At 65.0% G+C, this 20971-nt stretch carries 20 protein-coding genes; 11 read left to right on the forward strand and 9 right to left on the reverse strand.

All coding sequences use genetic code 11. The features are described from left to right. Window positions 1-62: 62 nt before the first annotated feature. Together J2S73_RS07065 and J2S73_RS07070 are read left to right on the forward strand one after the other, a co-directional pair. Window positions 63-596, forward strand: a complete 534-nt coding sequence (locus tag J2S73_RS07065) for an NAD(P)H-dependent oxidoreductase (RefSeq protein WP_306884751.1) — start codon at window positions 63-65, stop codon at window positions 594-596. Continuing rightward, window positions 593-1108 (forward strand): flavin reductase family protein, encoded by a 516-nt coding sequence (locus tag J2S73_RS07070; RefSeq protein WP_306884752.1) that lies wholly within the window; start codon window positions 593-595, stop codon window positions 1106-1108. Before J2S73_RS07065 ends, J2S73_RS07070 begins: the two co-directional genes overlap by 4 nt. Before the next feature lie 286 nt (window positions 1109-1394). On the opposite strand, the gene J2S73_RS07075 is transcribed toward J2S73_RS07070, so the two are convergent. The 6 genes from J2S73_RS07075 to J2S73_RS07100 all read right to left on the reverse strand — a co-directional run bounded on the left by J2S73_RS07075 (window position 1395) and on the right by J2S73_RS07100 (window position 8230). Next, window positions 1395-3722 (reverse strand): DUF3604 domain-containing protein, encoded by a 2328-nt coding sequence (locus tag J2S73_RS07075; protein WP_306884754.1) that lies wholly within the window; start codon window positions 3720-3722, stop codon window positions 1395-1397. Window positions 3723-3788: 66 nt separating this feature from the next. Next, window positions 3789-5060, reverse strand: a complete 1272-nt coding sequence (locus J2S73_RS07080; RefSeq protein WP_306884755.1) for a TRAP transporter large permease — start codon at window positions 5058-5060, stop codon at window positions 3789-3791. A gap of 43 nt (window positions 5061-5103) precedes the next feature. Next, window positions 5104-5856: a TRAP transporter small permease gene (locus tag J2S73_RS07085; RefSeq protein WP_306884756.1), complete on the reverse strand. Its 753-nt coding sequence runs from the start codon at window positions 5854-5856 to the stop codon at window positions 5104-5106. Continuing rightward, window positions 5793-6827, reverse strand: a complete 1035-nt coding sequence (locus tag J2S73_RS07090; protein ID WP_306884757.1) for a TRAP transporter substrate-binding protein — start codon at window positions 6825-6827, stop codon at window positions 5793-5795. Before J2S73_RS07090 ends, J2S73_RS07085 begins: the two co-directional genes overlap by 64 nt. Window positions 6828-6963: 136 nt before the next feature. After that, on the reverse strand, window positions 6964-7749 hold the full coding sequence (locus tag J2S73_RS07095) for a GntR family transcriptional regulator (RefSeq protein ID WP_306884758.1): 786 nt from the start codon (window positions 7747-7749) through the stop codon (window positions 6964-6966). A gap of 73 nt (window positions 7750-7822) precedes the next feature. Beyond that, complete coding sequence (locus J2S73_RS07100) at window positions 7823-8230, reverse strand: aspartate racemase/maleate isomerase family protein (protein ID WP_306884759.1); 408 nt, start codon at window positions 8228-8230, stop codon at window positions 7823-7825. Between J2S73_RS07100 and J2S73_RS07105 the strand changes: the two genes are divergently transcribed. Continuing rightward, entirely contained in the window at window positions 8215-8736 is a 522-nt protein-coding gene (locus J2S73_RS07105; RefSeq protein WP_306884760.1) for an FCD domain-containing protein, read from the forward strand. The genes J2S73_RS07100 and J2S73_RS07105 overlap by 16 nt on opposite strands. On the opposite strand, the gene J2S73_RS07110 is transcribed toward J2S73_RS07105, so the two are convergent. After that, complete coding sequence (locus J2S73_RS07110) at window positions 8697-10235, reverse strand: XylR N-terminal domain-containing protein (protein WP_306884761.1); 1539 nt, start codon at window positions 10233-10235, stop codon at window positions 8697-8699. The genes J2S73_RS07105 and J2S73_RS07110 overlap by 40 nt on opposite strands. Before the next feature lie 263 nt (window positions 10236-10498). Between J2S73_RS07110 and J2S73_RS07115 the strand changes: the two genes are divergently transcribed. From J2S73_RS07115 to J2S73_RS07150, 8 genes are all read left to right on the forward strand, one after another. Next, window positions 10499-11014 (forward strand): 2,4'-dihydroxyacetophenone dioxygenase family protein, encoded by a 516-nt coding sequence (locus tag J2S73_RS07115; RefSeq protein WP_306884762.1) that lies wholly within the window; start codon window positions 10499-10501, stop codon window positions 11012-11014. A 12-nt stretch (window positions 11015-11026) separates the two neighbouring features. Continuing rightward, window positions 11027-11833: an SDR family NAD(P)-dependent oxidoreductase gene (locus J2S73_RS07120; RefSeq protein ID WP_306884763.1), complete on the forward strand. Its 807-nt coding sequence runs from the start codon at window positions 11027-11029 to the stop codon at window positions 11831-11833. Window positions 11834-12089: 256 nt separating this feature from the next. Then, the gene (locus tag J2S73_RS07125; protein WP_306884765.1) at window positions 12090-13382 is read left to right on the forward strand and encodes an ABC transporter substrate-binding protein; all 1293 of its coding nucleotides are present in this window, start codon (window positions 12090-12092) and stop codon (window positions 13380-13382) included. Between the two features lie 6 nt (window positions 13383-13388). Beyond that, a complete protein-coding gene (locus tag J2S73_RS07130) occupies window positions 13389-14117 on the forward strand; it encodes an ABC transporter ATP-binding protein (RefSeq protein ID WP_306884766.1) in 729 nt (242 codons plus the stop codon). Continuing rightward, window positions 14114-14839: an ABC transporter ATP-binding protein gene (locus tag J2S73_RS07135; protein ID WP_306884767.1), complete on the forward strand. Its 726-nt coding sequence runs from the start codon at window positions 14114-14116 to the stop codon at window positions 14837-14839. The genes J2S73_RS07130 and J2S73_RS07135 overlap by 4 nt, the downstream gene beginning before the upstream one ends. Further along, the gene (locus J2S73_RS07140) at window positions 14826-15686 is read left to right on the forward strand and encodes a branched-chain amino acid ABC transporter permease (protein ID WP_306884768.1); all 861 of its coding nucleotides are present in this window, start codon (window positions 14826-14828) and stop codon (window positions 15684-15686) included. Before J2S73_RS07135 ends, J2S73_RS07140 begins: the two co-directional genes overlap by 14 nt. 47 nt (window positions 15687-15733) lie before the next feature. Then, on the forward strand, window positions 15734-16714 hold the full coding sequence (locus tag J2S73_RS07145) for a branched-chain amino acid ABC transporter permease (protein ID WP_306884769.1): 981 nt from the start codon (window positions 15734-15736) through the stop codon (window positions 16712-16714). After that, a complete protein-coding gene (locus tag J2S73_RS07150) occupies window positions 16711-17715 on the forward strand; it encodes a zinc-dependent alcohol dehydrogenase (RefSeq protein ID WP_306884770.1) in 1005 nt (334 codons plus the stop codon). Before J2S73_RS07145 ends, J2S73_RS07150 begins: the two co-directional genes overlap by 4 nt. Window positions 17716-17898: 183 nt before the next feature. Here the strand turns inward: J2S73_RS07150 and J2S73_RS07155 are convergent, their stop codons facing one another. Both J2S73_RS07155 and J2S73_RS07160 read right to left on the reverse strand, forming a co-directional pair. After that, window positions 17899-18993, reverse strand: a complete 1095-nt coding sequence (locus J2S73_RS07155; RefSeq protein ID WP_306884771.1) for an oligogalacturonate lyase family protein — start codon at window positions 18991-18993, stop codon at window positions 17899-17901. Window positions 18994-18997: 4 nt separating this feature from the next. Beyond that, window positions 18998-20908, reverse strand: coding sequence for a TRAP transporter permease (locus J2S73_RS07160; RefSeq protein WP_306884772.1), 1911 nt, complete (start codon window positions 20906-20908; stop codon window positions 18998-19000). Between the last annotated feature and the right edge of the window lie 63 nt (window positions 20909-20971).

Below are 20971 nucleotides of genomic sequence, written 5' to 3' on the forward strand. Positions count from 1 at the left end.
ATGATCGCGCCGCGGACAGGCGGGCGGCGATTTGTGACTGCGTACTGGAATGGAGCCGATCGATGCATATGGAAATCCTCTCTGGAAACCCGTCCCCGGCCGGCCGGACCAGCCGTCTCGCGCTCGATGTCGGCCAGGAACTCGCATCCTGCCTCGACCTGCCGGCTCCCGAAGAGGTCATCGAGCTGTCGGCCTACGCGTCCGGCCTGTTCGAGTGGGGCAATGCCACGATCGCGGAGCTGAAGGCCCGGCTGGACGCGTCCCGTTTCATCGTCATCGCCACGCCGACCTACAAGGCGAGCTACACGGGGCTTCTGAAAGCGTTCCTCGACACCTATTCCGCCGGTGATCTGGCCGGCCACGTCGTGGTGCCGGTCTTTACCGGCGGATCGCCGGCCCATTCCCTGGCGCCCGATTTCACCTTGCGGCCGCTGCTGGTCGAGCTGGGGGCGAGCGTGCCGACCCCGAGCCTCTACGTGGTCAGTTCTCTTCTGGATGGAGAAAATACCGTCGCCGCCGACTTCGTCCACGACAACCGGTTCACCCTGAAGGGGGCCGCCCATGGTCTGCGCCTGCTCGAGGAGAGCGCGGCGTGAGCGATCTGGCCCTTTCCGACATCGCAAGCCCGGACGACCTCAAGGTCTCCATCGGCAACTATTGCTCCGGCGTGGTGATCGTGACCGCGCGGGATCCGGACGGTGGATTGCACGGCATGACCTGCCAGAGCTTCCATTCGCTGTCGCTGGATCCGCCGCTGGTGGCCTATTTCGCCGGCAGGGGCTCGCGCAGCTACGCGGCGCTGCGCAATCTCGATCGTTTTGCGATCAACGTGCTGGCTGAGGATCAGGAAGACCTCGCCATGCAGTTCGCCCGCTCCGCTGGCAGTGACAAGTGGGCGGACGTGTCCTGGACGGCGGACAGGTTCGGCCAGCCCCATCTTGCCGACTGCATCGCCAACATCTCCTGCAGCACCTATGCCGAATACGAAGGTGGCGACCACTTGATCCATGTCGGCCGGGTGACCGCGATCACACACGATCCCCGAAGGGCGCCGCTCTTGTTCTTCCGCTCACAGTTCACGCGCATCGAGCGGGAGGCGTCCGGATAGGAGCCGCGTCTGCCAAGTGCCGAATGGCTGCTTCTCGCCGAAACGACGTTTCAGGCGTTCGGCAAAGGGCCCCATACCTGTATGCCGACGGGTCGCTCGATCATCGGGCCGAACAGTCTTCTGCTGACGGCCACCGTATGCAACCAGACGGCCCTGTGGCGACTTCACCTGTCACCGGTTCGGGCAAACCCTCGATCCGGTGCCGCCGCGTTGGGGGACTGGCCGTTCGCGCCTGCCCGACGTCTTCCCCCTTCGGCTATCGGCTGAAAGCACCTTGCCGTCTCATTCAGCGATAGACGTAGACGGGGCTCGTCCATCCGCGGGTGCCGTCTTCCTGCGTGACGCGGATATAGACCGCGTTGTCGCCGGATGCCTTCAGCGGGATGGCCCGCGTGAAGGACAGCCGCTTGTGCGGGTTCTCGTCCGGCAGGCGGAAGACGCGCACGAAGCGCGGCAGGTCGCCCGAGGCGTCGAGGATCGTGTCCTCCAACCCGATCTCGGCCACCGGAATGCGCGCGGAAACGAGCGGCGTGGCGAGCGCCAGCGTCCCGCTGGATCCATCCGTGAGCCAGGCGTCGAAGCCGCCGTAGTTGCCGGTGGTCAGCGCCTTCCAGAAGAGCCTGCTGTCGCCCTCGCGCTCCAGTGTTTTGTCTGGATTGAGGAAGTTCACCGGCCGCGCATGGGTAATGCGGTTGTCCTCGAAGATGGCTTCGCCGTCCCAGATCACCTCCCGGAACCGGCCGCGATATTCCGCGCCCTCCCAAAGCACCCGCACCCGCGCGCCGAGGTCGCTCTCGCCATAGGGCCGGACGGTCTCCACCAGATCCCGGCCGTTGAAGATGGCGACCCGCTCGATCGGCGCATTGGCGGCGACCGACACGGCAAGCTCCATCTCCCCTTCCGGAAGGTGCACGATGTCGCCCATCAGGGCGTCGGTGGCGGAGCGCCCCCGTGAGGCCGGGAAGAGCGCCGGGTCGTCGTGATAGAGCGTGCCTTCGTCGGAGAAGGACGCTTTCAGATCGATGATGGTCCGCCCGCCCGGGCCGCCGGTGGTGCCGTAATGATGGCGTTTCCTGAGCGCGTCGAGCAGCGCGGGGCGCGACAGATCCTCCATCAGATAGCAGGACAGCCCGCCGATCGCGCCGAACTTGCCGGCGCCGGGATAGCTGGCCCCCGGCCGACCCTTGTGGCCGTCGGAGTTGGTGACGACGCCGACCCGGTAGCCGAGATCGAGGGCGTCGTGCAGCAGCCACTCGAACGTCCCCCACGAGGAGTGGACCTCGACGGAGCGCTCGAAGCGGCCGTCATGGGCGTAGGCGATGTCCGCGTAGCGGCCGCCGCAATGGGCGAAGCAGACGACGTCATCCTCGCCTTCGCGTGAAAAGGCCTCGAACAGCTCCCGCGCCGTGATGCAGTCGGTGCCGTCGGTGTCGCCTCCCTCGATGAGGGCATGGGATGAGCGGCGGATGACGCGGTCCTCGCCCGGGAAGAAGACGTTGCGGTCGCCGCCCAGCGAGGTGTTGCCCGACCATTCGTAGCCGGGCAGGGCGACGAACCGGCCAGGCTCGTCGAAGCGCTCGGTGATCCGGTTGAGTTCGCCCCAGAACGCGTCGGTGATCTGGAAGTCGTTGCCCTGATGGCCGCAGGCGTCGACGAACGCCTTGTCGCGGGCGAAGGCGAAGTAGGCCTCCGCGCTCCCCGTCCCGATGGTCTCTTCGGACTGGCCGTGCAGGTCGGCCCAGAAGTGGACGAGCGGTGTGTCCTCGACGATCAGCGGGTTGGTCTCGAAGACGATCGAGCCGGCTTCGTCACGCAGGATGACTGAGGCTGTTCCCGGCTCCGCCATCGAGAGGCCCGGCACTTCCAGCGCGAACGTGCCGGGCGTGAGGCTTGCCGATTCCGGCAGCCCGTCGATGGGACCGGTCGCCTCCAGGGTGAAGGTCTGCGAGCACTGGTCGGACGGATTGCCCCAGCGGTCCTCGCCCTTGATCTTGAGCGCGAACGTCTCGCCCGGCCGCCGCCGCGTCGGGATTACGGCGACGAAGCGCTCCGGCTTGCCCGGCACGATGGCGATTTCCGGCTGCTCGGGCAGCGGCTGGAAGTTGAACGTGGCGATCGGGTCGGCCAGCACGCGGAACTCGAAGGTGTCCTCGCAGAAGGTCTGAAGCCGCATGCCCGGCCCGCCGTGGTCGGTGACGCCGAAGCGGATGGTGATCGTCTCGCCTTCCTTGAGGTAGCCGCGCACCACCTTGATCCAGAGCGTGCGGTCCCAGGGGCGGACATTCGCCTTCGGGTCCCAGCGGACCTGCAGCACCGCGCCGTTGGAGGCTTCCACGGTGCAGTAGTTGGCGCCCTTCGGATCGTCGAACTGGGGCGTGCTCTGGTCGGAGGCGAACCGGAAGCAGACCCGCAGGCTGCCGGAATCGTCGATGCCGAAGACACCGGCGGTGTAGGTCAGGGTGAACGAGGCATGGGAGCCGGCCTCGAAGCGGCCCGTCGGGCTGATCTCGGCGCGGCCGAGCTGGTCGTCGCGGATGGCGTGGCGGATCACGCCGCTGTCCATGTCTTCCCAGGGGCGGTCGCTTCCATGGGTCGCCGGGCGGCTGTCGGTCATATGGTCAAATCCTCGAAGGGCGTACTGGACGAACGGACGGTCGCGCGCTTGCGTGCAGGCGTCCGCCTAAGCGAAGAGCCGCACCAGGAAGGTCGAGATGGGCGGAACGAACGTGATCAGCAGGAGGTCGACCAGGAGCACCATGATGTACGGCCAGATGGCGACCACGATCCGCTCGATGGAGACCTTGGTGATGGCGGAGGCGATGAAGAGATCGACGCCAAGCGGCGGCGTCACGGTTCCGATCGACAGGTTCACCGCGACGATGATGCCGAACAGGACGGGGTCGACGCCGAACGCCATCGCAGCCGGATAGAGGATCGACGTGAAGATCACGATGGCGGCGGCGGCGTTCATCAGGCAGCCGACGAACAGCAGGAACAGGTTGACGAAAAGCAGGTAGACGATCTGGTTGCCCGCGGTCGCGGAGAGGTAGGTCGAGATCGACTGCGGGATCTGGTTGATGGTGATCAGCCAGGCGAACAGGCCGGCGGCGTTCATGATGAACATCACCACTGCCGAGGAGACCACCGCCCGCCCGAAGGCGCGGTAGAGGCCGGCCATGGTGAATTCGCGGAACACGATGCCGATCAGGAGCCCGTAGGCGACGGCAACCACCGCCGCTTCGGTCGGCGTGAAGACGCCCCCATAGATGCCCGACAGGATGATCACCGGCATCAGCAGGGGCCGGATCGCCGCCTTGAAGGTGCGCCAGATCTCGCCGCCGCCCTTGAAGGGCTCGGTCTCCACCTTTTCGCGCTTGGCCAGCACCCAGTTGAGGATCAGCAGGCTGATGCAGATCAGCACGCCCGGCCCGATGCCGGCGAGAAAGAGGTCGGCGATGGAAACGCCGGTGACCACGCCGTAGAGGATCAGGAGCACCGAAGGAGGAATGATCATGCCGGTGACGCCGGCTGCCGCGATGGTGGCCGCGGTGTAGGAGGGCCGGTAGCCCTTTTCCGCCATGGGCTCGTTCATGACGCCGCCGATGGCCGCCACCGTCGCTGCGTTCGAGCCCGACAGCGCGGCGAAGAAGCTTGAGCTCAGCACCGCCACCGCGCCGAGACCGCCGCGAAAATGGCCGACCAGGGCGCCGGCGAAGTTCACCAGCCGGCGCGACATGCCGCCGGTCGACATGATCTCGCCAGCCAGAATGAAGAACGGGATCGCCAGAAGCGGGAACGAGTTGTTCGTCGCCACCATGCGCTGGACGATGATTTCCAGACTGATTCCGCTGAGCATGAGGCCGACCAGGCTGGAGAGACCGAGCGCCACGGCGATGGGGGCTCGGATGCTCATCAGGCCGATCAGCACCAGAAAGATCACGGTCGTGGTCATGGGCGGGTGATCCTGATGGGAGCGGAGACGGGGAGCGGCATGGTCAGCTGCCCAAGGTGCTGAGCTTGTCAGCGGGCGCCGTTCGCTGCCAGACGAGCAGTTCGATCGAATAGACGAGCAGGAAGACGCCGCTCACCGGCACGGCCGCGTAGACCCAGGCCATGGAGACTTCCAACGCGGGCGAGATCTGCGGGACGACGCGGTCCGTCAGCTCGATCCCCTTGACGATGAGGACGGCGAAGAAACCCGCGCTCGCCAGCGTCGAGACCATGACCGCGCCGCGCTTCAACGGAGCCGGAAGATACTCAACGAGCACTCCGATGGCGGCGTGGGCGTTGCGTCGCAATGCGATCGCGGCACCGAGGAAGATCAGCCAGATGAACAGGTAGCGGATCAGTTCGTCCGGAAAGGCCAGCGAACTCTCCACGACGAAGCGAAAGAACACCGTCGCAATGCCAAGCGCGACCATCACGACGAACATGAGAATGCAGATCGCCATCAGCACCGTCTCGCTGACATCGAGAAGCTTGCGAACCAAGGTCATGGGCGCGCCCTGCGCAGGGATGGATCGGGTTTCGATAGCCGGAGGAGCGGTTCGTCTCGCGACGGAGCCGTGATCGACGGTGCCCGCGATCTTGTGGCCGCCGCGAAGCTGCGCGGCGGGCCCGTCTTGCCGGCCGGATATCGCCGCCGGAAGCGATTCCGACGGCGAGGATTGAAGGCCGTGACGGTCTACTGTGCGTTGACCGCGCTTTCGATCAGCTCGTTGCCGAGCTTCTCGCGATACTCGGTCCACACGGGCTCCATGGCGTCCTGGAAAGCCTTGCTCTGCTCAGGTGTGAGCCGGGTCACGGTCATGCCGTCGGCTTCCATCTCGGCCAGGAACTCGCCCTCCTGATCGTTGAGCGCCTTGCGTTCCCACTCCTGGGTCTCGAGGGCCGTCTCGGCGAAGAGCTCCTTCACGTTGTCGGGGAGCCCTTCCCACATGCCCTCGCCGGCGAGGAACATGATGCCGGCCCACTGGTGGTTCGACAGGGTGATGTAGTCCTGGACCTTGTCGAAGCCGAAGGCCTTCACGTTCCCGACCGGGTTGTCCTGGCCGTCGACGGTGCCCTGCTGCAGGCCTGTGAAGACCTCCGACAGCGCCATCGGAGTCGGATTGGCGCCCAGCGCCTTGAAGGTCGCGACGTTCAGCGGGTTGTTCACCACGCGGAACTTCACGCCTTTCATGTCGTCCGGCGTTTCGATCTTCTTGTCGCGGGTCGTGATGGTGCGGAAGCCGCTCTCGTACATGGCGAGGGTGCGGATGCCGATCTTCTCGAGCATGTCGGCATAGAGGGCTTCGCCCACCGGACCGTCGGAAACGGCGTAGGCGTGTTCCTTGTCCCGGAACAGGAACGGCAGATAAAAGATATCCAGCGGCGGGTAGAAGCTGGCCACGTTTGTGGTCGGTACGAGTGCGAAGTCCACCGCGCCGATCTGCATCGCCTCGACCAGATCGCGGGACGATCCGATCGTCGAGTTCGGATAGACGGTGATCTCGATGTTGCCGTCGGACTTCTCCGCAACGATGTCGGCGAACCGCTGGGCGCCTTTCGCCAGCGGATGGTTCTCATTGTAGGGATGCCCGAACTTCAGGCTCATTTCGGGCATGTCCTGAGCGAACGCCGGGGGAACGGCTGCCGAGGCGATCAGGGCGGCGGTTGCTAGGATGCCGGCCTTGAGGCCCAGCGTCCGCACGGTTCGAAGCGAAGTTCCGGTTGCCATCGTGTTGTCTCCTGACTCTGGAATGGACATCCCCGGTCTTCCGGAGACTGTCTTGTCCGGCGGGTGTGGTGAGCCCGCTCTTTTTTGTCGGGTGGCGGGGGGGCATCCTTGGACGCCCACCGCCGGCCGAACTCTGTCAGCGCTTGGCAGCTCCCTCTCCCAGAGGGGCAGCGCCCATTTCCAGGACCCGGTCGCTCGGCGGTACGAAGACGCGCTGCCAGGTGATGGGGGTGTCGCGGTAGCTCATGCCGCAGATCGTCCACACGATGCCGGACTGGCCAGCCGGCTGGTCGATCAGCCGGGTCACGCGCGGCGGCAGCGTCTGGCAGACGATCGTCTGGCGGATGTTGAGGGTGGGGGCGTTGAACCGCTCGGCCAGCATGTCGCGGATCGACACGCCGTCGAGGGTGGTCGTCTTCATGGTCGCGAGGTCGCGGAACCGGTGCTCCGGCAGATAGACTTCGCTGAAGACTTCGAATTCCTTGTTGACCGAGACCAGCCGGTGGATGCGCACGAACGTGTCGGTGGGGTCCTGCAGGAAGTCCTTCCAAGGACCTGTGTCCCGGGTGATCTCGATGCCCAGCATGTTGAAGTAGACCGGGAGGAGTTGCGTGCCACCCTCGGCTGTGAACCGGAAGTGGCGGAGCTGACGCTCCTGCGCGCGGGCGCCGGTGACGAACGTGCCGCGCCCATGATGGCGCTCGACCACACCCATCTCGACGAGATTTCTCAGAGCCCGCTGCACCGTGCCAAGGCTGCTGCCGGTTTCGGTGGCGAGCTGCTCCTCCGAGGGAAGCTGTTCGCCGGGCCGCCAGCGGCCGGCTTCGATGGCGTTCAGGAGTTGCTCGGCGATGAGCCGATGCTTGGACTTCTGGCCACCCCTGGCTCGTGCCGTCCGGCTTTGTCCATCAGCTTCGCTCAAGGTTCAAGCACTCCTTGCTCAAAGTCCTCTCATGGACTTGTCATGAAAAACGTATTTCCAGGATATTTGTGCGTCAACTCCTATAGAGGACATTGTCTAGAATTGGCGCAGCCCGCTTAATCAGGATGCAGGTCCTGCCGAATGCCGGGCGCAATCTGGCGGCCCGAGCTACTTCGATCCCGCCGGCGTCCGGCGGGTGGGTTTCATTGTGGAAAACCAGAGACGCGCCAAGCGCCTTGAGGGCCTGGGCCAGCGCAACGGCCACGCTGGCCGTGGTCAACGAGTCCTGAGCCCAGCTTCGTTTGAGCAGGCGGTCGACGCCGGGGGCGGATGGATCCAGTCCCAACAGCCGCATGGCCGCCCATGCGCCGGCCACGGCGCTGGAGACGATGGGGAGGCCGGTTTCGGCCTCCAGCGGTGTGGTGACCGACAGGGGATCTGCTGACAGTCCATCACCGCGGGGTGGTGGTAGTCGAGACACTGGCCGGTCTGGAAGCCCTGTGTGCGGAACTCGCCGCCCGGCGCATGACGGCGGATGAGATCCGCCGCCTGGAAGAGGTGCATCATGCCATAGGGGAGGCTGCATCCGGCGGCGATGCGGAAACCCATGCTGACTGGAACCTCGCGTTCCACCGCCTGGTGATCGAAGCGAGCCACAACGTCTATCTCGCCGACCAGACCAACGCGCTTTGCTTGCGTCTGCAGCCTTATCGCAAGTGGGTGCGGCAGGCTCGGGATCACGTCATGGCCGCGACGGTGAAGCCCGGTGGCGGCGCCGATCATGATGTCGCCCGGGTTGAGCGCCATCTGCAAAACGGTGCCGGCGAGCTATCCGAGCCGTTGTCGTTGACCGCCTGGACTGTGCCGTCAGTGCCGACTTCGACGCCAGAGACGGTGCTGGCCGCGTTGCCGTTCACGACAGGACCGGTGGCGGATAGGGTGCTTGCTCATTGGCGTTCTGTGGGAGCCTGGCGTTTCAGGCGGTAGGCAAGCTGGGCGCGCGTCAGGCCGACGCGGCGGGCGGCAGCGGAGACGTTGCCCCCTTCTGCTTCAAGCGCTGCTTCGTAGATCTCCCGGTTCAGCGCATTGACGTCGACGCAGCCGCTTCTCATGCCGGCAAAGGGCGCGTCTTCCTCCGGCTGGAACACGTCCGCCTCGATGGGATGTCCGTCCCCGGACAGAAGCGCCTCCCGAAGTCGGGCTGCCAGTTCCGGAACGTTGCCGGACAAGGCGGGGCGCGCGAGCGCCTCCCGTGCAGAGCGGGAGAGCTTGGGTGCCGGCATTTCCAGGTCGGTCGCAAGCCGGTCCAGCATCGCCTCCGCGATATCGGCGACGTCGGTCCGCTCCGACAAGGGCGGCATGACGACGTGGCTGAAGCCGTGAAGCACCTCAGGCGTCAGGCACGCCCGCATTTCCGGGGTGTTCGGCAGGGTGTCGGAAAGAGCGATGATCAGGACGTCGGACTTGGGGCCGAGACGCAGTCGCTTCGCAAGCGGCGCCTGCAGCGCTCGCGGGAGGCTTGATAGATTTTCCAGAATCCAGATCTCTTCGCGACGTCCTGGCCGCCTTCCAATGTCCTGCCGAAGCAGCTTTGCCGCATCCTCGCTACCGCAATCGACACGGGTTGGGGCTCGAAGCGAGGATTTCCAGCGGAGAAGGGCATCAACCGCCAGATCGCAGCCCGAGCCGGGCGGGCCCGAAATCAGGATCGGCAAACGGGCGGCCGCTATCGTCTCCAGCCTCTTCGCCGCCGCGGAAACGACCAGATCCTCCCAGCGTGTGCTGGCGGTAGCGGTAGCGCGCGCCGCCTCGGGTTCGGCGGAAGGCGATCTTGCAGGTGGAGCCGTTATGATCTCTTCCTGAAACAGTCGGACGAGCGGATCGTCCTCCTTCCAGCGGTCCAGCGTTCCGCCGATCAGATGGCACGACGGGTGCCCCATCGCGGCACACTTCGTCTCCCGGTAGATGACGAGCTTGCTGAAGAAGTGGCTGGCATACCCGGCCGCATATCCCGTCTGCAGCCAGCAGACCGGAGCCTGAGCCCGGCCGTGCAGGCGGTGGTGCTCAACCGCCTCGGCCGAGCCGTGCCAGAGAAACTCGCTTGAATACCGGTCGCGCTTGAAATCGAAGTCATTGCTCAGCGTTTCGACCCTGACGACGCCGGAGAGCATGTGCAGGCGCGTGCCCGCCGTGAACGCATCGCCAACGTCGATGTGGGGCCAGTTGGACTTGACGAAGCGCGCATCCTCAACGCCTGCGCGGTAACCAAGCCGCATCAGCACGACCATCGCCTCGTGCTCTCCGTGCCGCCTGACAAGCATGTCGCGAAGATCGGTCGTCTGGACCGCACGCTGGAGCACCATGCGCGCGCCCGCCAGCTTGATGGTCGCGTCGAGCGGATTGTAGGCGAGGTGGTTCAGCAGCTCCGCAATGGTCGGTTGGCCGCCGCGATCGAGGGCTTCACGGTAGTCGGAGTCAATCTGCAACGGGCTGCTCCACTTGAAGGAAGGCGTTTGATGATATGGATTATAGTTTGATCATATCATCAAGTCGCTCCTGCACGCTTGCTCCAGGAATGCGGCGGCAGACGTGCTGAATATATAAGCAAAATCAGTTTGTTAGTCGCTTTTCGGGCTGACCGCGGACGACAGGGGCCTCATGGCGCTTGACGCGTATCAGGCGCTGTCCGTCTACTTTCCCAATAAGAATTCAAAAAACGGCATGCAAATGCGCCGAGGGAGGATGCGGCATGAACAAACAGACGCAGATCACCAAGCTTCCGGAAGAAGCCTACGAGGCTACGATCCAGGCCTATGCCCGTGACGGTCAGCACATTCCCGGAGACGACGCCTCAAATCCATGGGTTCCGTTTGGCGAAAACGCTTCGATCAAGCACTTCTGCTTCGATGTGCGGACAAATTCCGTCGCCAACATTCTCTGGGTGAAGGGTGGCGGCCGCATTGGCACGCACAAGCATCGCGGCGTCGTCTCGGCCATCACGCTTGAAGGGTCGTGGGGTTACTATGAGTACGACTGGACCGCGCGGCCGGGTGACTTCGTGTACGAGCTGCCGGGGGCGGCTCACACGCTCTACTCAGATGACCCCAACGGGATGAAGGCTCTGTTCTGGATCAACGGGCCGATCGAATTCTTCGATGATCAGGGCAGGTTCGATTTCACCGCCGACGTATTCTGGTTCATCGACCACTACGTCAATTATTGCCGGGAACAGGGCGTGGAGCCCGATCCGAAAATGTTCGTCTGAGGCTCCAGGCGGATGGCAGCACTTGAAGAGATGTTCTGCGTCGCTGGCAAGTCGGTGATCGTCACGGGCGGCGCTTCGGGAATCGGCCGAGCTTATGCGGAAGTGATGGCCGAACACGGAGCGCGGGTGTGCATCTGTGATGCCGACGAAGCGCAGCTTGAACGCACCGTGGCCGAAATCGGAAAAGGCACATGGGGGCGTTGGCTTGACGTCAGCGACAGCACCGGGGTCGCAGCGGCGTTCGACGAGGTCGCCGAACACCAGGGCAGGGTGGATATCGTCTTTGCCAATGCCGGCGTCGATGGCGGGCCGGGTTTTCTGACACCGGAAGGCAGGCGCAATTCGGCCGGTCAGATCGATGCGATTCCGCTTGAGATGTGGGACAGGGTGATTGCGGTCAATCTGACCGGAGTCTTCCTGACGATCCGCAATGCCGCGCGCCACATGAAGCAGACCGGGGGAGGGCGGATCATCGTCACCTCGTCGGTTGCCGCACGTGTCAACGAGGCGATCGTCGGACTGCCCTACATGCCGGCCAAGGCGGGCGTTGACCACCTGGTGCGCAATGCTGCGATGGAACTCGGGGCCTTCGGGATTCTCGTCAACTGTATCTCGCCCGGTCCGTTCGTGACCAACATCGCAGGCGGCCGCCTCAAGAACGCCGCCGATCGGAGCGCCTTCGAAGAGCAGTCGCTTCTCGGCCGGATCGCCGAGACGGAGGAGATAAAGGGCCTGGCCCTCTACCTTGCTTCTCCTGCGGCCTCCTATGTCACGGGCGCACAGATGACGATCGACGGTGGTTCGTCCCTGCGCACGTAGAGCGTTTTACAGACTGATGAAAACGTCCGAGTGACCAAAATGGGCCCGGAATCAATTGCTTGAGCCTGTCCTTACCATTCAAGCCGATTCCGTTTGAACGGAGCATTTTCCAGGGCGGACGACGACCTCAAGCCGCCATCGGTGCGGTCCGCTTCGAGATCGACAGCTGCCTCAGCACACAGAACGACACTGGAGGAAACGGACGCAGAGAGCTGGCACGCAAGACCAGAAAGCGTCCCCTGGGAGGAGAAAGACCATGACGACTAAAATCCGTCGGCTCGCGCCGTCGCGCCGCCGCGTCCTGCAGGGAATGGGGGCGGGCGCGTTCGCCCTCGCCGCGCCGGCTGTGGTCCGTGCGCAATCGGCTGGCACCATCAAGGTGGGTCTCATCACCCCGAAAACCGGTCCGTTGGCGCCGTTCGGGGAAACCGACGATTTTACCCTCGAGCGTGTGCGCGAGCGGCTAGGTGGACGGCTAGAGACTCAGGCCGGCGTTTACGACATCGAGATTCTCATGCGCGACGGGCAGTCTGACCCCAACCGCTCGGCCGAGGTGGCCGCGGATCTCATCCTGAACGAGGAAGTGCATCTGCTGATGCCCGCCTCGACCACGGATACCATCAACCCGGCCGCTGATCAGGCCGAGCTATTCGGCTGTCCATGCGTATCGACTGGTGCGCCTTGGCAGGCGACCGTGTTTCCGCGCGGCGGCGACGGGCAGCCCTTCAACTGGACCTATCACTTTTTCTGGGGCCTGGATGAGGCGCTCAACACGTTTGTCGGGCTCTGGGAGCAACTCGAGACCAATCGCAAGGTGGGGATGCTCTTCCCGCAGAACGCGGACGGCGAAACCTGGGGCAACAGGAACTACGGTCTTCCGGCGCCGACGAAGGAAGCCGGGTTCGAGATCAATGTGCCGGGCTTCTTCCAGCCGCGGACAAATGACTTCTCGGCCCAGATCTCGGCTTTCAAGCAATTCGATGCCGACATCGTCGGCGGCATCACCTACGTGGACGACCTGACGACGTTCGTGAACCAGTCCGCCCAACAGGGCTTCCATCCGAAGGCCATCACGGTTGCCGCAGCCCTTCTGTTTCCCTCGGGAATCGAGGCGTTGGGCAAGCTCGGCGACGGCATGTCGTCCGAGGTGTGGTGGACCCCTGCCTTTCCGTTCAAGAGTTCGCTTACTGGAGAGGTCAGCCGCGACGTTGCTGATGCCTGGGAGGCAGAGACAGGCCGGCAATGGACCCAGCCGCTCGGCTACAGCCACGCGATCTGGGAAGTCGCGCTGGACGCGCTCAAGCGGTCACAAGACCCGCTCGACCGCGCCGCGAACCGCGATGCGCTCAAAGCGACCGACCTGTCGACACTGGTCGGACCCGTGAATTTCTCGTCGGGTCCGCATCCCAACGTCTCCACCACTCCGATCTTTGGCGGTCAGTGGGTCAAGGGCGAGAAGTGGCCGTTCGAGTTGAAGATCGTGGACAACTCGGTGAATCCGCTCTTTGAGCCGGAGCAGCGTTTGAAGCCGCTGACCTGGCCATCTTGACCGGGCATGACGGACATGAAGCCAATCCTGACGGCGCAGGGCCTGGGCAAGTCTTTCGGTGCTGTCCGGGTCCTCCACGATCTGGAGTTTTCCGTCAGGCCGGGTGAGGTGCTGGGCATCCTGGGGCCGAACGGCGCGGGCAAGACGACGCTGTTCAATTTGATCAGCGGCGATATTCGCGACCACCACGGCGAACTCACCTTTGAGGGGAAGCCTCTGACGGGGCCTCCCAATCGTCGATGCAAGGCCGGGATCGGCCGCACCTATCAGGTGCCCCGGCCATATTCAGGCATGACGACGTTCGAGAATCTCGTCGTTGCCGCAACCTTCGGCAGCGGTCGACGAGAGGTGGATTGCTACGAGAGTTGTTCTGCCATCCTGGACGAGTGCGAGCTGATGGCGCGTGCCAACACGATGGCCGGGACGCTGACGTTGCTGGATCGAAAGCGACTGGAGCTCGCGCGCGCGCTGGCAGTGGGGCCGCGCCTTCTGCTGCTCGACGAGATCGCAGGGGGGCTGACCGACGACGAGGGCCACGCGCTGGTCGAGCTGATCCGGCGGATTCGGTCGCGGGGCGTGACCGTGGTCTGGATCGAGCACGTTCTGCACGCGCTGATGGCCGTGGCCGATCGCCTGCTGGTGTTGAACTTCGGCGAGAAAATCGCAGAAGGCGTCCCGTCCGAAGTGATCGAGGATGAGGAGGTCCAACGGGTCTATATGGGGGTCGAGGCATGAGCGCTCTCCTGTCGACGCACGGGCTGGTTGCCGGCTACGGCGACATGCGGGCGCTTCACGGCATCGACTTCGAAATCGCAGCGGGTGAGACGGTGGCGCTGATCGGCGCGAATGGCGCCGGCAAGTCGACCCTGCTGAGATCGATCCTCGGACTGTTGCCGGTGGCGAAGGAAATGGTCCGTCTGGACGGGACGGAGGTGGGTGGCACTCCGCCTCACCGTATGGTGAGGAAGGGGGTGGCCATCGTTCCCGAAGGCCGCCGGCTGTTCTCGGGTATGACCGTGGAGGAGAATCTCCGGGTGGCCGCGGAGAATGCCGCCGAACCGCGCGGAGAGGGATGGAGTATCCGCCGCGTCTACGACCTCTTTCCGATCCTGAGGGAAAAGCGCGCGGCCTTCAGCGAGGATCTGTCCGGCGGTCAGCAGCAGATGGTCTCGATCGGCCGCGCGCTGCTCGCGCAACCGCGCCTGCTCCTTTGCGACGAGATCAGTCTGGGCCTGGCTCCCCGCGTCGTACGCGAGATCTATGCCGCACTCCCTGAAATCTCGCGATCCGGAACGGCTATCGTCGTGGTCGAACAGGATGTCGGTCTCGCCCAGCGCGCTTCGTCGCGCCTCTATTGCCTGCTGGAAGGCCGGGTCACCCTGGAGGGCCGGTCGGCGGAAGTGCCGCGGGAGGCGATCAGCGCAGCCTACTTTGGAGCGAAAAATGCTGTGGCTTGACGGATTGGTGCAGGGCGTCCTGCTCGGCGGGCTCTATGCCCAGTATGCGCTGGGCATGGCACTCATGTTCGGCGTCATGAAGATCATCAACGTTACCCACGGCGACCTGGTCATCCTGCTTGCCCTGGTCGGAATTTCACTGGCCGGTTCGTTTCCCCTCGGCCCCTGGGGGGTGCTCGTCCTGCTGGTTCCGATCGGAGCCGCCGTCGGGTGGCTGCTGCAGCGCGGCGTGCTCAACCGCGTGGTGGGCGACGATCCGCTGCCTTCGCTGATCGCGACATTCGGTCTGTCGGTGGCGCTGCAGAACGCGATACTCGAGATCTGGTCCGCCGATACCCGCTCTCTGTCCGGTGGCGGGATCGAGCAGGCCTCCGTAGCCCTGGGACCGATCTTTGTCGGCGTCCTGCCGCTTATCGTGCTTGCCTGCGCCACTCTGCTGACCGGCGGACTGGATGCGATGCTGCGGTTCACCCGGTTCGGGCGCGCGCTGCGCGCCGCTTCATCCGACGTCGAGGCGGCGGCCATGACCGGCGTGAATCCGAAGGCCGTGTATGCGATGGCGACCGCGATCGCAGTCGGTATCCTCGGGTTCGCCGCAACCTTCCAGGCGATGCGGGCAACTGTCGCCCCCGCGGATGGGCCGTATCAGCTCATCTACGCCTTCGAGGCAGTGATCATCGGCGGGCTCGGCTCGATTTGGGGGGCCTTCGTCGGTGCGATGGTTCTCGGGGTGAGCCAGGCGATCGGCTTCCGCATAAGTCCCGGCTTCGGGATCCTGGCCGGCCACCTTGTCTTTCTCGCCGTACTTGCGATCCGCCCAAACGGCATCATGGGGCGCGCCCAATGACAGACGTACGGAATCACCTTAGCGCGCCGATGGTCCGGGTGCGGCGGATGACCGCCTCGGGAGTTGTGGCGCTGGGAACGGGCGCGGCGGCGGTGGCGGCCGTTTGCCTCATGCCTCTCTGGGCTTCGCAGGGAATGATCCGCGACGTGGTCACGCTGTGTTGCTACATCGCAGTTGCGCAGATGTGGAACCTGCTCGCCGGCTTCGCCGGACTGGTCTCGGTTGGCCAGCAGGCATTCGTCGGCGTAGCGGCCTACGCAATGTTCGTTCTGGCTCAGACCTTCGGCGTGAACCCTTTCGTCGCCGCTGGGATGAGCGTGATCGTGCCGATCATCCTTGCGATCCCAACCTACGGACTGCTGCACCGCCTGCAAGGTGCCTATTTCGCCATCGGCACCTGGGTCGTGGCAGAGGTGATGCGCCTCCTCGCGACCAATCTCTCCTTCATCAACGGCGGTGCGGGAATGAGCCTCCGGGTGATGACCCAGTATTCGGCGGACGAACGGGCGGTCGGGATATCGATCCTCGCGGCGCTTCTGCTTCTCACGACGGTGGGGGGCAGTTATCTGCTCCTGCGCAGTCGCTACGGCCTCGCGTTGACCGCCATGCGCGACAATCCCGTCGCGGCGGCGAGCCAGGGTGTGGACGTCGCGCGGCTCCGCTTCCTGGTGTTCGTCGCCGCTGCCGCCGGATCCGGCCTGGCCGGGGCCGTCTATTTCATGGCGCAGTTGCGGATCACGCCGCCATCGGCCTTCGATATCAACTGGGCCAACCTTGCCATCTTCATCGTGATGGTGGGCGGTATCGGCAGCATCGAAGGCGTGCTGATCGGCTCGCTGATCTACTTCTTCGCCGATCGGTGGTTCGGCGAGTACGGCTCCTCCTATTTGATCGTGCTTGGCCTGCTGACCCTATGCAGCGCGTTGTTCTTCCGCGAAGGGCTGTGGGGCCTTCTGCGCCGTGCGGTGGATGCGCCTTGGTTTCCCACTCGCCGCATTCTCGTGCCGAAGGAAGGTCACCGCCAATGAAAGCCGCAATCTTCGATGCATTCGGCAAGCCGCTTGTGATCGGCGAAAGGCCCGATCCGTCGCCGTCGCCTGACGAGGTGGTTCTGCGGATCTGCCGATGCGGCATCTGCGGCAGCGATCTCCACATGACCGAGGACGCGACCTTCGGCCTGCAGGGTGGGGAAGTGATCGGCCACGAATTCTCGGGGGAGGTCATGGAGGTGGGCCGCAATGTGAGCGACATTAAGCCAGGCGATCTGGTTGCAGCGGCCCCGCTCAAGGGCTGCGGCCGCTGCGCACCCTGCCGGGCGGGAGAGCCGGCCTGGTGCGAGCAGCAGATGGAGCTGATCGGCGGCGGATATGCGGAGTATGCTGCGCTGACGGCACGGCAGGTCCGGCGGTTGCCCGCCGACGTTTCGCTGGCGGACGGCGCGCTGGCGGAGCCTCTGGCCGTTGCACTGCACGGTCTTAGACGGGCGCGGGTCGCGCCCGGCGAGCGCGTGGTGGTCGTGGGGGCGGGCGCAATCGGTCTTGCCGTCGTGTTCTGGGCGCGCAGGCTCGGGGCCGGGGCAGTAGTCGCGGTGGATCTCCACGACCACCAGAGGGACCGGGCGGGCGAGCTCGGCGCGACGGACTTCGTGACCTCGGGACCGGAGATGCGGGAGCGGATCGAGAAGGCGTGCGGCGGCCTGCCGGACGTCGTATTCGAATGCGTGGGCAAGGTCGGCCTGATCGACCATTGCATCGACCTTGTCAGACCGCGCGGGCGGGTGTGCGTTCTCGGGCTGTGCACCGGGGTCGACCGGCTCGACAGCTTCCGGGCGATCTCCAAGGAAGTCGACGTGATAATGTCGGTCTTCTTCGACATGAACGAGTTCGCCATGTCGATTGAGGCGCTGGATGTGGGCCGATATTGTCCGCAAACCCTCGTCTCGGATGTGGTCGAGCTCAGCGACGCCCCCGAGGCCTTCGAGGCTTTGCGGCAACGAACGACCCAGTGCAAGGTCCTGATCGCTCCCTGACACGCCGGCTGACGCCACCAATTCCAAACCACGTTTCGAGAGTGGCGTGACCGGGTTCCAGGTGGCCGAAGCTCATCGGATCGGGACCGGTCCGGCGCAGCTGCCGCTCAGATCGTGGGCAGATGAGGTCTCAGCCACAGCAGGGCCTGGGCCCGCAGAGGGGCCGATTTCTAAGCGTTTTTGTCAGGTGCCTTCCGGATTTGAAACCACGTAGATCTGGGCGGTGCCGCTGCGATCGGAGGTGAACACGATCTGCCGGCCGTCCGGAGAGAAGCGGGGGTGCGGGTGGGTGTGCTGCGGCGCGAACACCTTCACCGGCCCGTTGGCATAGGGAAACGGCCCGGCCCAGTGCGCGCCCATCGAGCTCGACTCGGGGCGGCAGACGAACCGGGCGCACTGCCGGTCCTGTTCCGCAAGGTCGAGCAGGTGGATGCCGATGTCGGGGAAGTTGGTGTCGCAGACCAGCCTCTCGCCGGACGTATCGGGCGCCCCGTGCCAGACCGGGAAGTCGGTCAGTGCCCGGACCTCGCCGGTGGCGACGTCGATCTCGCCCACCCCGTTCGGCCAGTCGACGAACAGGATCGAGCGATGGCCCGGCCGCCAGACCTCGTGGGTGATCCACTGTAGATCATGGGTCCGCTCGTGCATGCGCCGGTCCTGCCGGCCGCTGCGGTCGGTCACCCAGACCCGGTCGGTCATCGGTCCCGCGTAGAGGATCAGGTCGTCGTCGTCCGGACAGAACTGGGGATGGCCGATGGTGGCCTTCTCCAGAAACACCTCGGCCGAGCCCCGTTCGGTATCGATCATCCAGAAACGGGTGACGGCGCCGTCGCGGACCGGAACCGCCCACCAGCGGCCGCTGGCCGACAGCGCTGTCGTGCCCATCGCCGCGCCGACCATGCCCGTCTCGCGCATTTCGGCCGCGCCGAACCGGATCAGGCACTCGCGCTCGCCGGTCGTCGTCGAGACCCGGTATCCGGCCTGGCCGGCGACATAATAGATCCAGCGCCCGTCCTTCGACGGAATGACGGACCATTCGGCGAGCGCCTCCTCCTCGGTGAGCTGGATCAGCTCAAGGCTTTCCTGATCCTCGACGAAGATCTCGGGACGGCCAGTGCGGTGAGAGACGAACACCAGCCGCCGCATCGCCCGATCGAACGCATCCACGAAAAAGAAGGGATGGTGGTGGATCGACGGATGGGTGGTGACCTGGCGCAGCGTGCGCCCGCCCTCGTCGGTCCGGGTCCGGCCTTCGGCAGGCCAAGTTCGCCACGCCACGTCGCTACTCCGCCGGTTCGATGAAGAGGCGGTTGCCGACCGCTTGCCATCGAAGCCGGAAGGCGAGGTAGGCCGCCGCCAGCACGCCCCAGCCGACCGTCACTCCGGCGATCCAGAGCGGCGAACCGAATGGCTCCATCACAGCGACAATGCCGGCCAGCGCGACGAATGCGCGGAGCGGCAATGCCAGCGGTCGACCGCACCATCCCCCGAATGCGACGGCCCAAAGCGCGGTGGAGATCATCAGCGCCCCTGCGCTGGCTGCGATCTCGCCGGCGCTTCCCTGGCCGAGGATGGCGGGATCGAACACGAAGCCGAAGGGGATGAAGAAGGCGACGAGGCTCAGTCCGAACGCCGACATGCTCGTCTTCATGGCAGACGCCTGCCCGACGCCGGCTGCGGCGAACGAGGCCAGCGCAACCGGTGGCGTGACCATCGACAGAACGCAGTAGTAGAAGATGAAGAAGTGGGCCGCGAGTGGCTCTAGCCCGAGCTTCTGCAGGGCCGGTACATAGAGAACAGCGCCGATGATATAGGCGGCAACCGTCGGCAGGCCCATTCCCATGATGATGCAGCCGACCATTGCCAGCGCGAGCGAGGCGTAGATGGACCCTTCCGACAAAGACAGCAGCGACGCGGCGAATTTGAGTGCCAGGTTCGACTGGACGGCGACCGCGATCACCAGTCCGATCGCGGCGATCGGCACCGCTACTTCGGCCGCCTGACGCGGGGCATTGCGCAGTCCATTGACGATTTTCTCGCCGCCGATCCACGTGCTCCGACGCAGATAGGGCACGACAAGGCAGCTGAGCGTCGCGAACACGGCGGCGTAGGAGGCCGAGTAGCCCTGGACGAGTGCGGTCACCAGAACGATCGGCGGCAGCAGCAGATGGATGCGCGGCATGAGCGGTGCCGTTTCGGCCACTTCCTCGGCTGTCATCGCGCGCTGGCCGTCGCGCCGTGCGATCAGGTCGACGACGAGGAGCAGAGCCAGATAGAAGGCGACGGCGGGAATGAGGCCCGCCAGCGCGATCTCCGCGTAGGGGACGTTCAGCATTTCCGCCATGATGAACGCGGCGACGCCCATAACCGGCGGCATCAACTGTCCGCCAGTCGACGCGATCGCCTCGATGCCGGACGCCTGATGACCCTTGAAGCCGCAGCGCTTCATCAGCGGGATCGTGAACACGCCTGTCGACACGACATTCGCCACTGCGCTGCCGGAGATGGACCCCATCAGGCTCGACGAGATGATCGCTGTCTTGGCGGTGCCGCCGACGGCGCGGCCGGCAAGCCGGATGGCGAGGTCGATGAACAGCTGACCGCCGCCAATGGCCGCATAGAAGGCGCCGAACAGGATGAAATAGAAGACGAAGTCGACCGAGGTGGACGTCGTGATGCCGAGCACACCCGCCGTCGTCATGGTGCTGATCTCGATCGCGGCGTCGAGGGTGAAGCCGCGGAAGGACAGCCAACCGGGCAGGGCGCCGCCGAGGAAGGCGTAGGCGATGAACACCAGGAGCACTGCCACGAGGATCCAGCCGACCGCGCGGCGCGCGCCTTCGAGCAGCAGCCCGATCAGGAGGGCGCCGGCCCAGATGTCCACTGGGAAGATCGGCGAAACGTTCTCCATCCGGGTCGTGAGCCGCTCGAAGCCGGTCAGATAGTAGGCGGCGACCGCCAGCGTCGCTGCCAGAATCAGAACGTCGAGCCCGATCCGGATCGCCCGCGGCAGCCACTGCGCCTTCAGCGGCTGGCACAGGAACAGCAGCACCAGCGCGAAACACAGATGGATCGGGCGCTGGAACATCGGCTGCTGCGGTTCCAGCAGGATCCAGCCCTGGAAGGCGATGAACGCCAGCCCGATCAGGAAGATCGCGGCACCGCGGGGGGAGGGAAGAGACGTTGAGGACATGGACGGGCCTCCTCGGCCGGTGTGAGGCAGCAGCGGGTGGCGCGGGCAGAGGCCCACGCCACC

Source organism: Amorphus orientalis (assembly GCF_030814015.1).
Taxonomy (GTDB): Bacteria; Pseudomonadota; Alphaproteobacteria; order Rhizobiales; family Amorphaceae; genus Amorphus; species Amorphus orientalis.

Bases quoted from the DNA above. Each gene is read 5' to 3' on its own strand.
- J2S73_RS07065 (WP_306884751.1), top strand. From the start codon at position 63: ATGCATATGGAAATCCTCTCTGGAAACCCGTCCCCGGCCGGCCGGACC.
- J2S73_RS07075 (WP_306884754.1), bottom strand. From the start codon at position 3,722: ATGACCGACAGCCGCCCGGCGACCCATGGAAGCGACCGCCCCTGGGAA.
- J2S73_RS07080 (WP_306884755.1), bottom strand. From the start codon at position 5,060: ATGACCACGACCGTGATCTTTCTGGTGCTGATCGGCCTGATGAGCATC.
- J2S73_RS07090 (WP_306884757.1), bottom strand. From the start codon at position 6,827: ATGGCAACCGGAACTTCGCTTCGAACCGTGCGGACGCTGGGCCTCAAG.
- J2S73_RS07115 (WP_306884762.1), top strand. From the start codon at position 10,499: ATGAACAAACAGACGCAGATCACCAAGCTTCCGGAAGAAGCCTACGAG.
- J2S73_RS07120 (WP_306884763.1), top strand. From the start codon at position 11,027: ATGGCAGCACTTGAAGAGATGTTCTGCGTCGCTGGCAAGTCGGTGATC.
- J2S73_RS07125 (WP_306884765.1), top strand. From the start codon at position 12,090: ATGACGACTAAAATCCGTCGGCTCGCGCCGTCGCGCCGCCGCGTCCTG.
- J2S73_RS07130 (WP_306884766.1), top strand. From the start codon at position 13,389: ATGACGGACATGAAGCCAATCCTGACGGCGCAGGGCCTGGGCAAGTCT.
- J2S73_RS07135 (WP_306884767.1), top strand. From the start codon at position 14,114: ATGAGCGCTCTCCTGTCGACGCACGGGCTGGTTGCCGGCTACGGCGAC.
- J2S73_RS07140 (WP_306884768.1), top strand. From the start codon at position 14,826: ATGCTGTGGCTTGACGGATTGGTGCAGGGCGTCCTGCTCGGCGGGCTC.
- J2S73_RS07145 (WP_306884769.1), top strand. From the start codon at position 15,734: ATGACCGCCTCGGGAGTTGTGGCGCTGGGAACGGGCGCGGCGGCGGTG.
- J2S73_RS07150 (WP_306884770.1), top strand. From the start codon at position 16,711: ATGAAAGCCGCAATCTTCGATGCATTCGGCAAGCCGCTTGTGATCGGC.
- J2S73_RS07160 (WP_306884772.1), bottom strand. From the start codon at position 20,908: ATGTCCTCAACGTCTCTTCCCTCCCCCCGCGGTGCCGCGATCTTCCTG.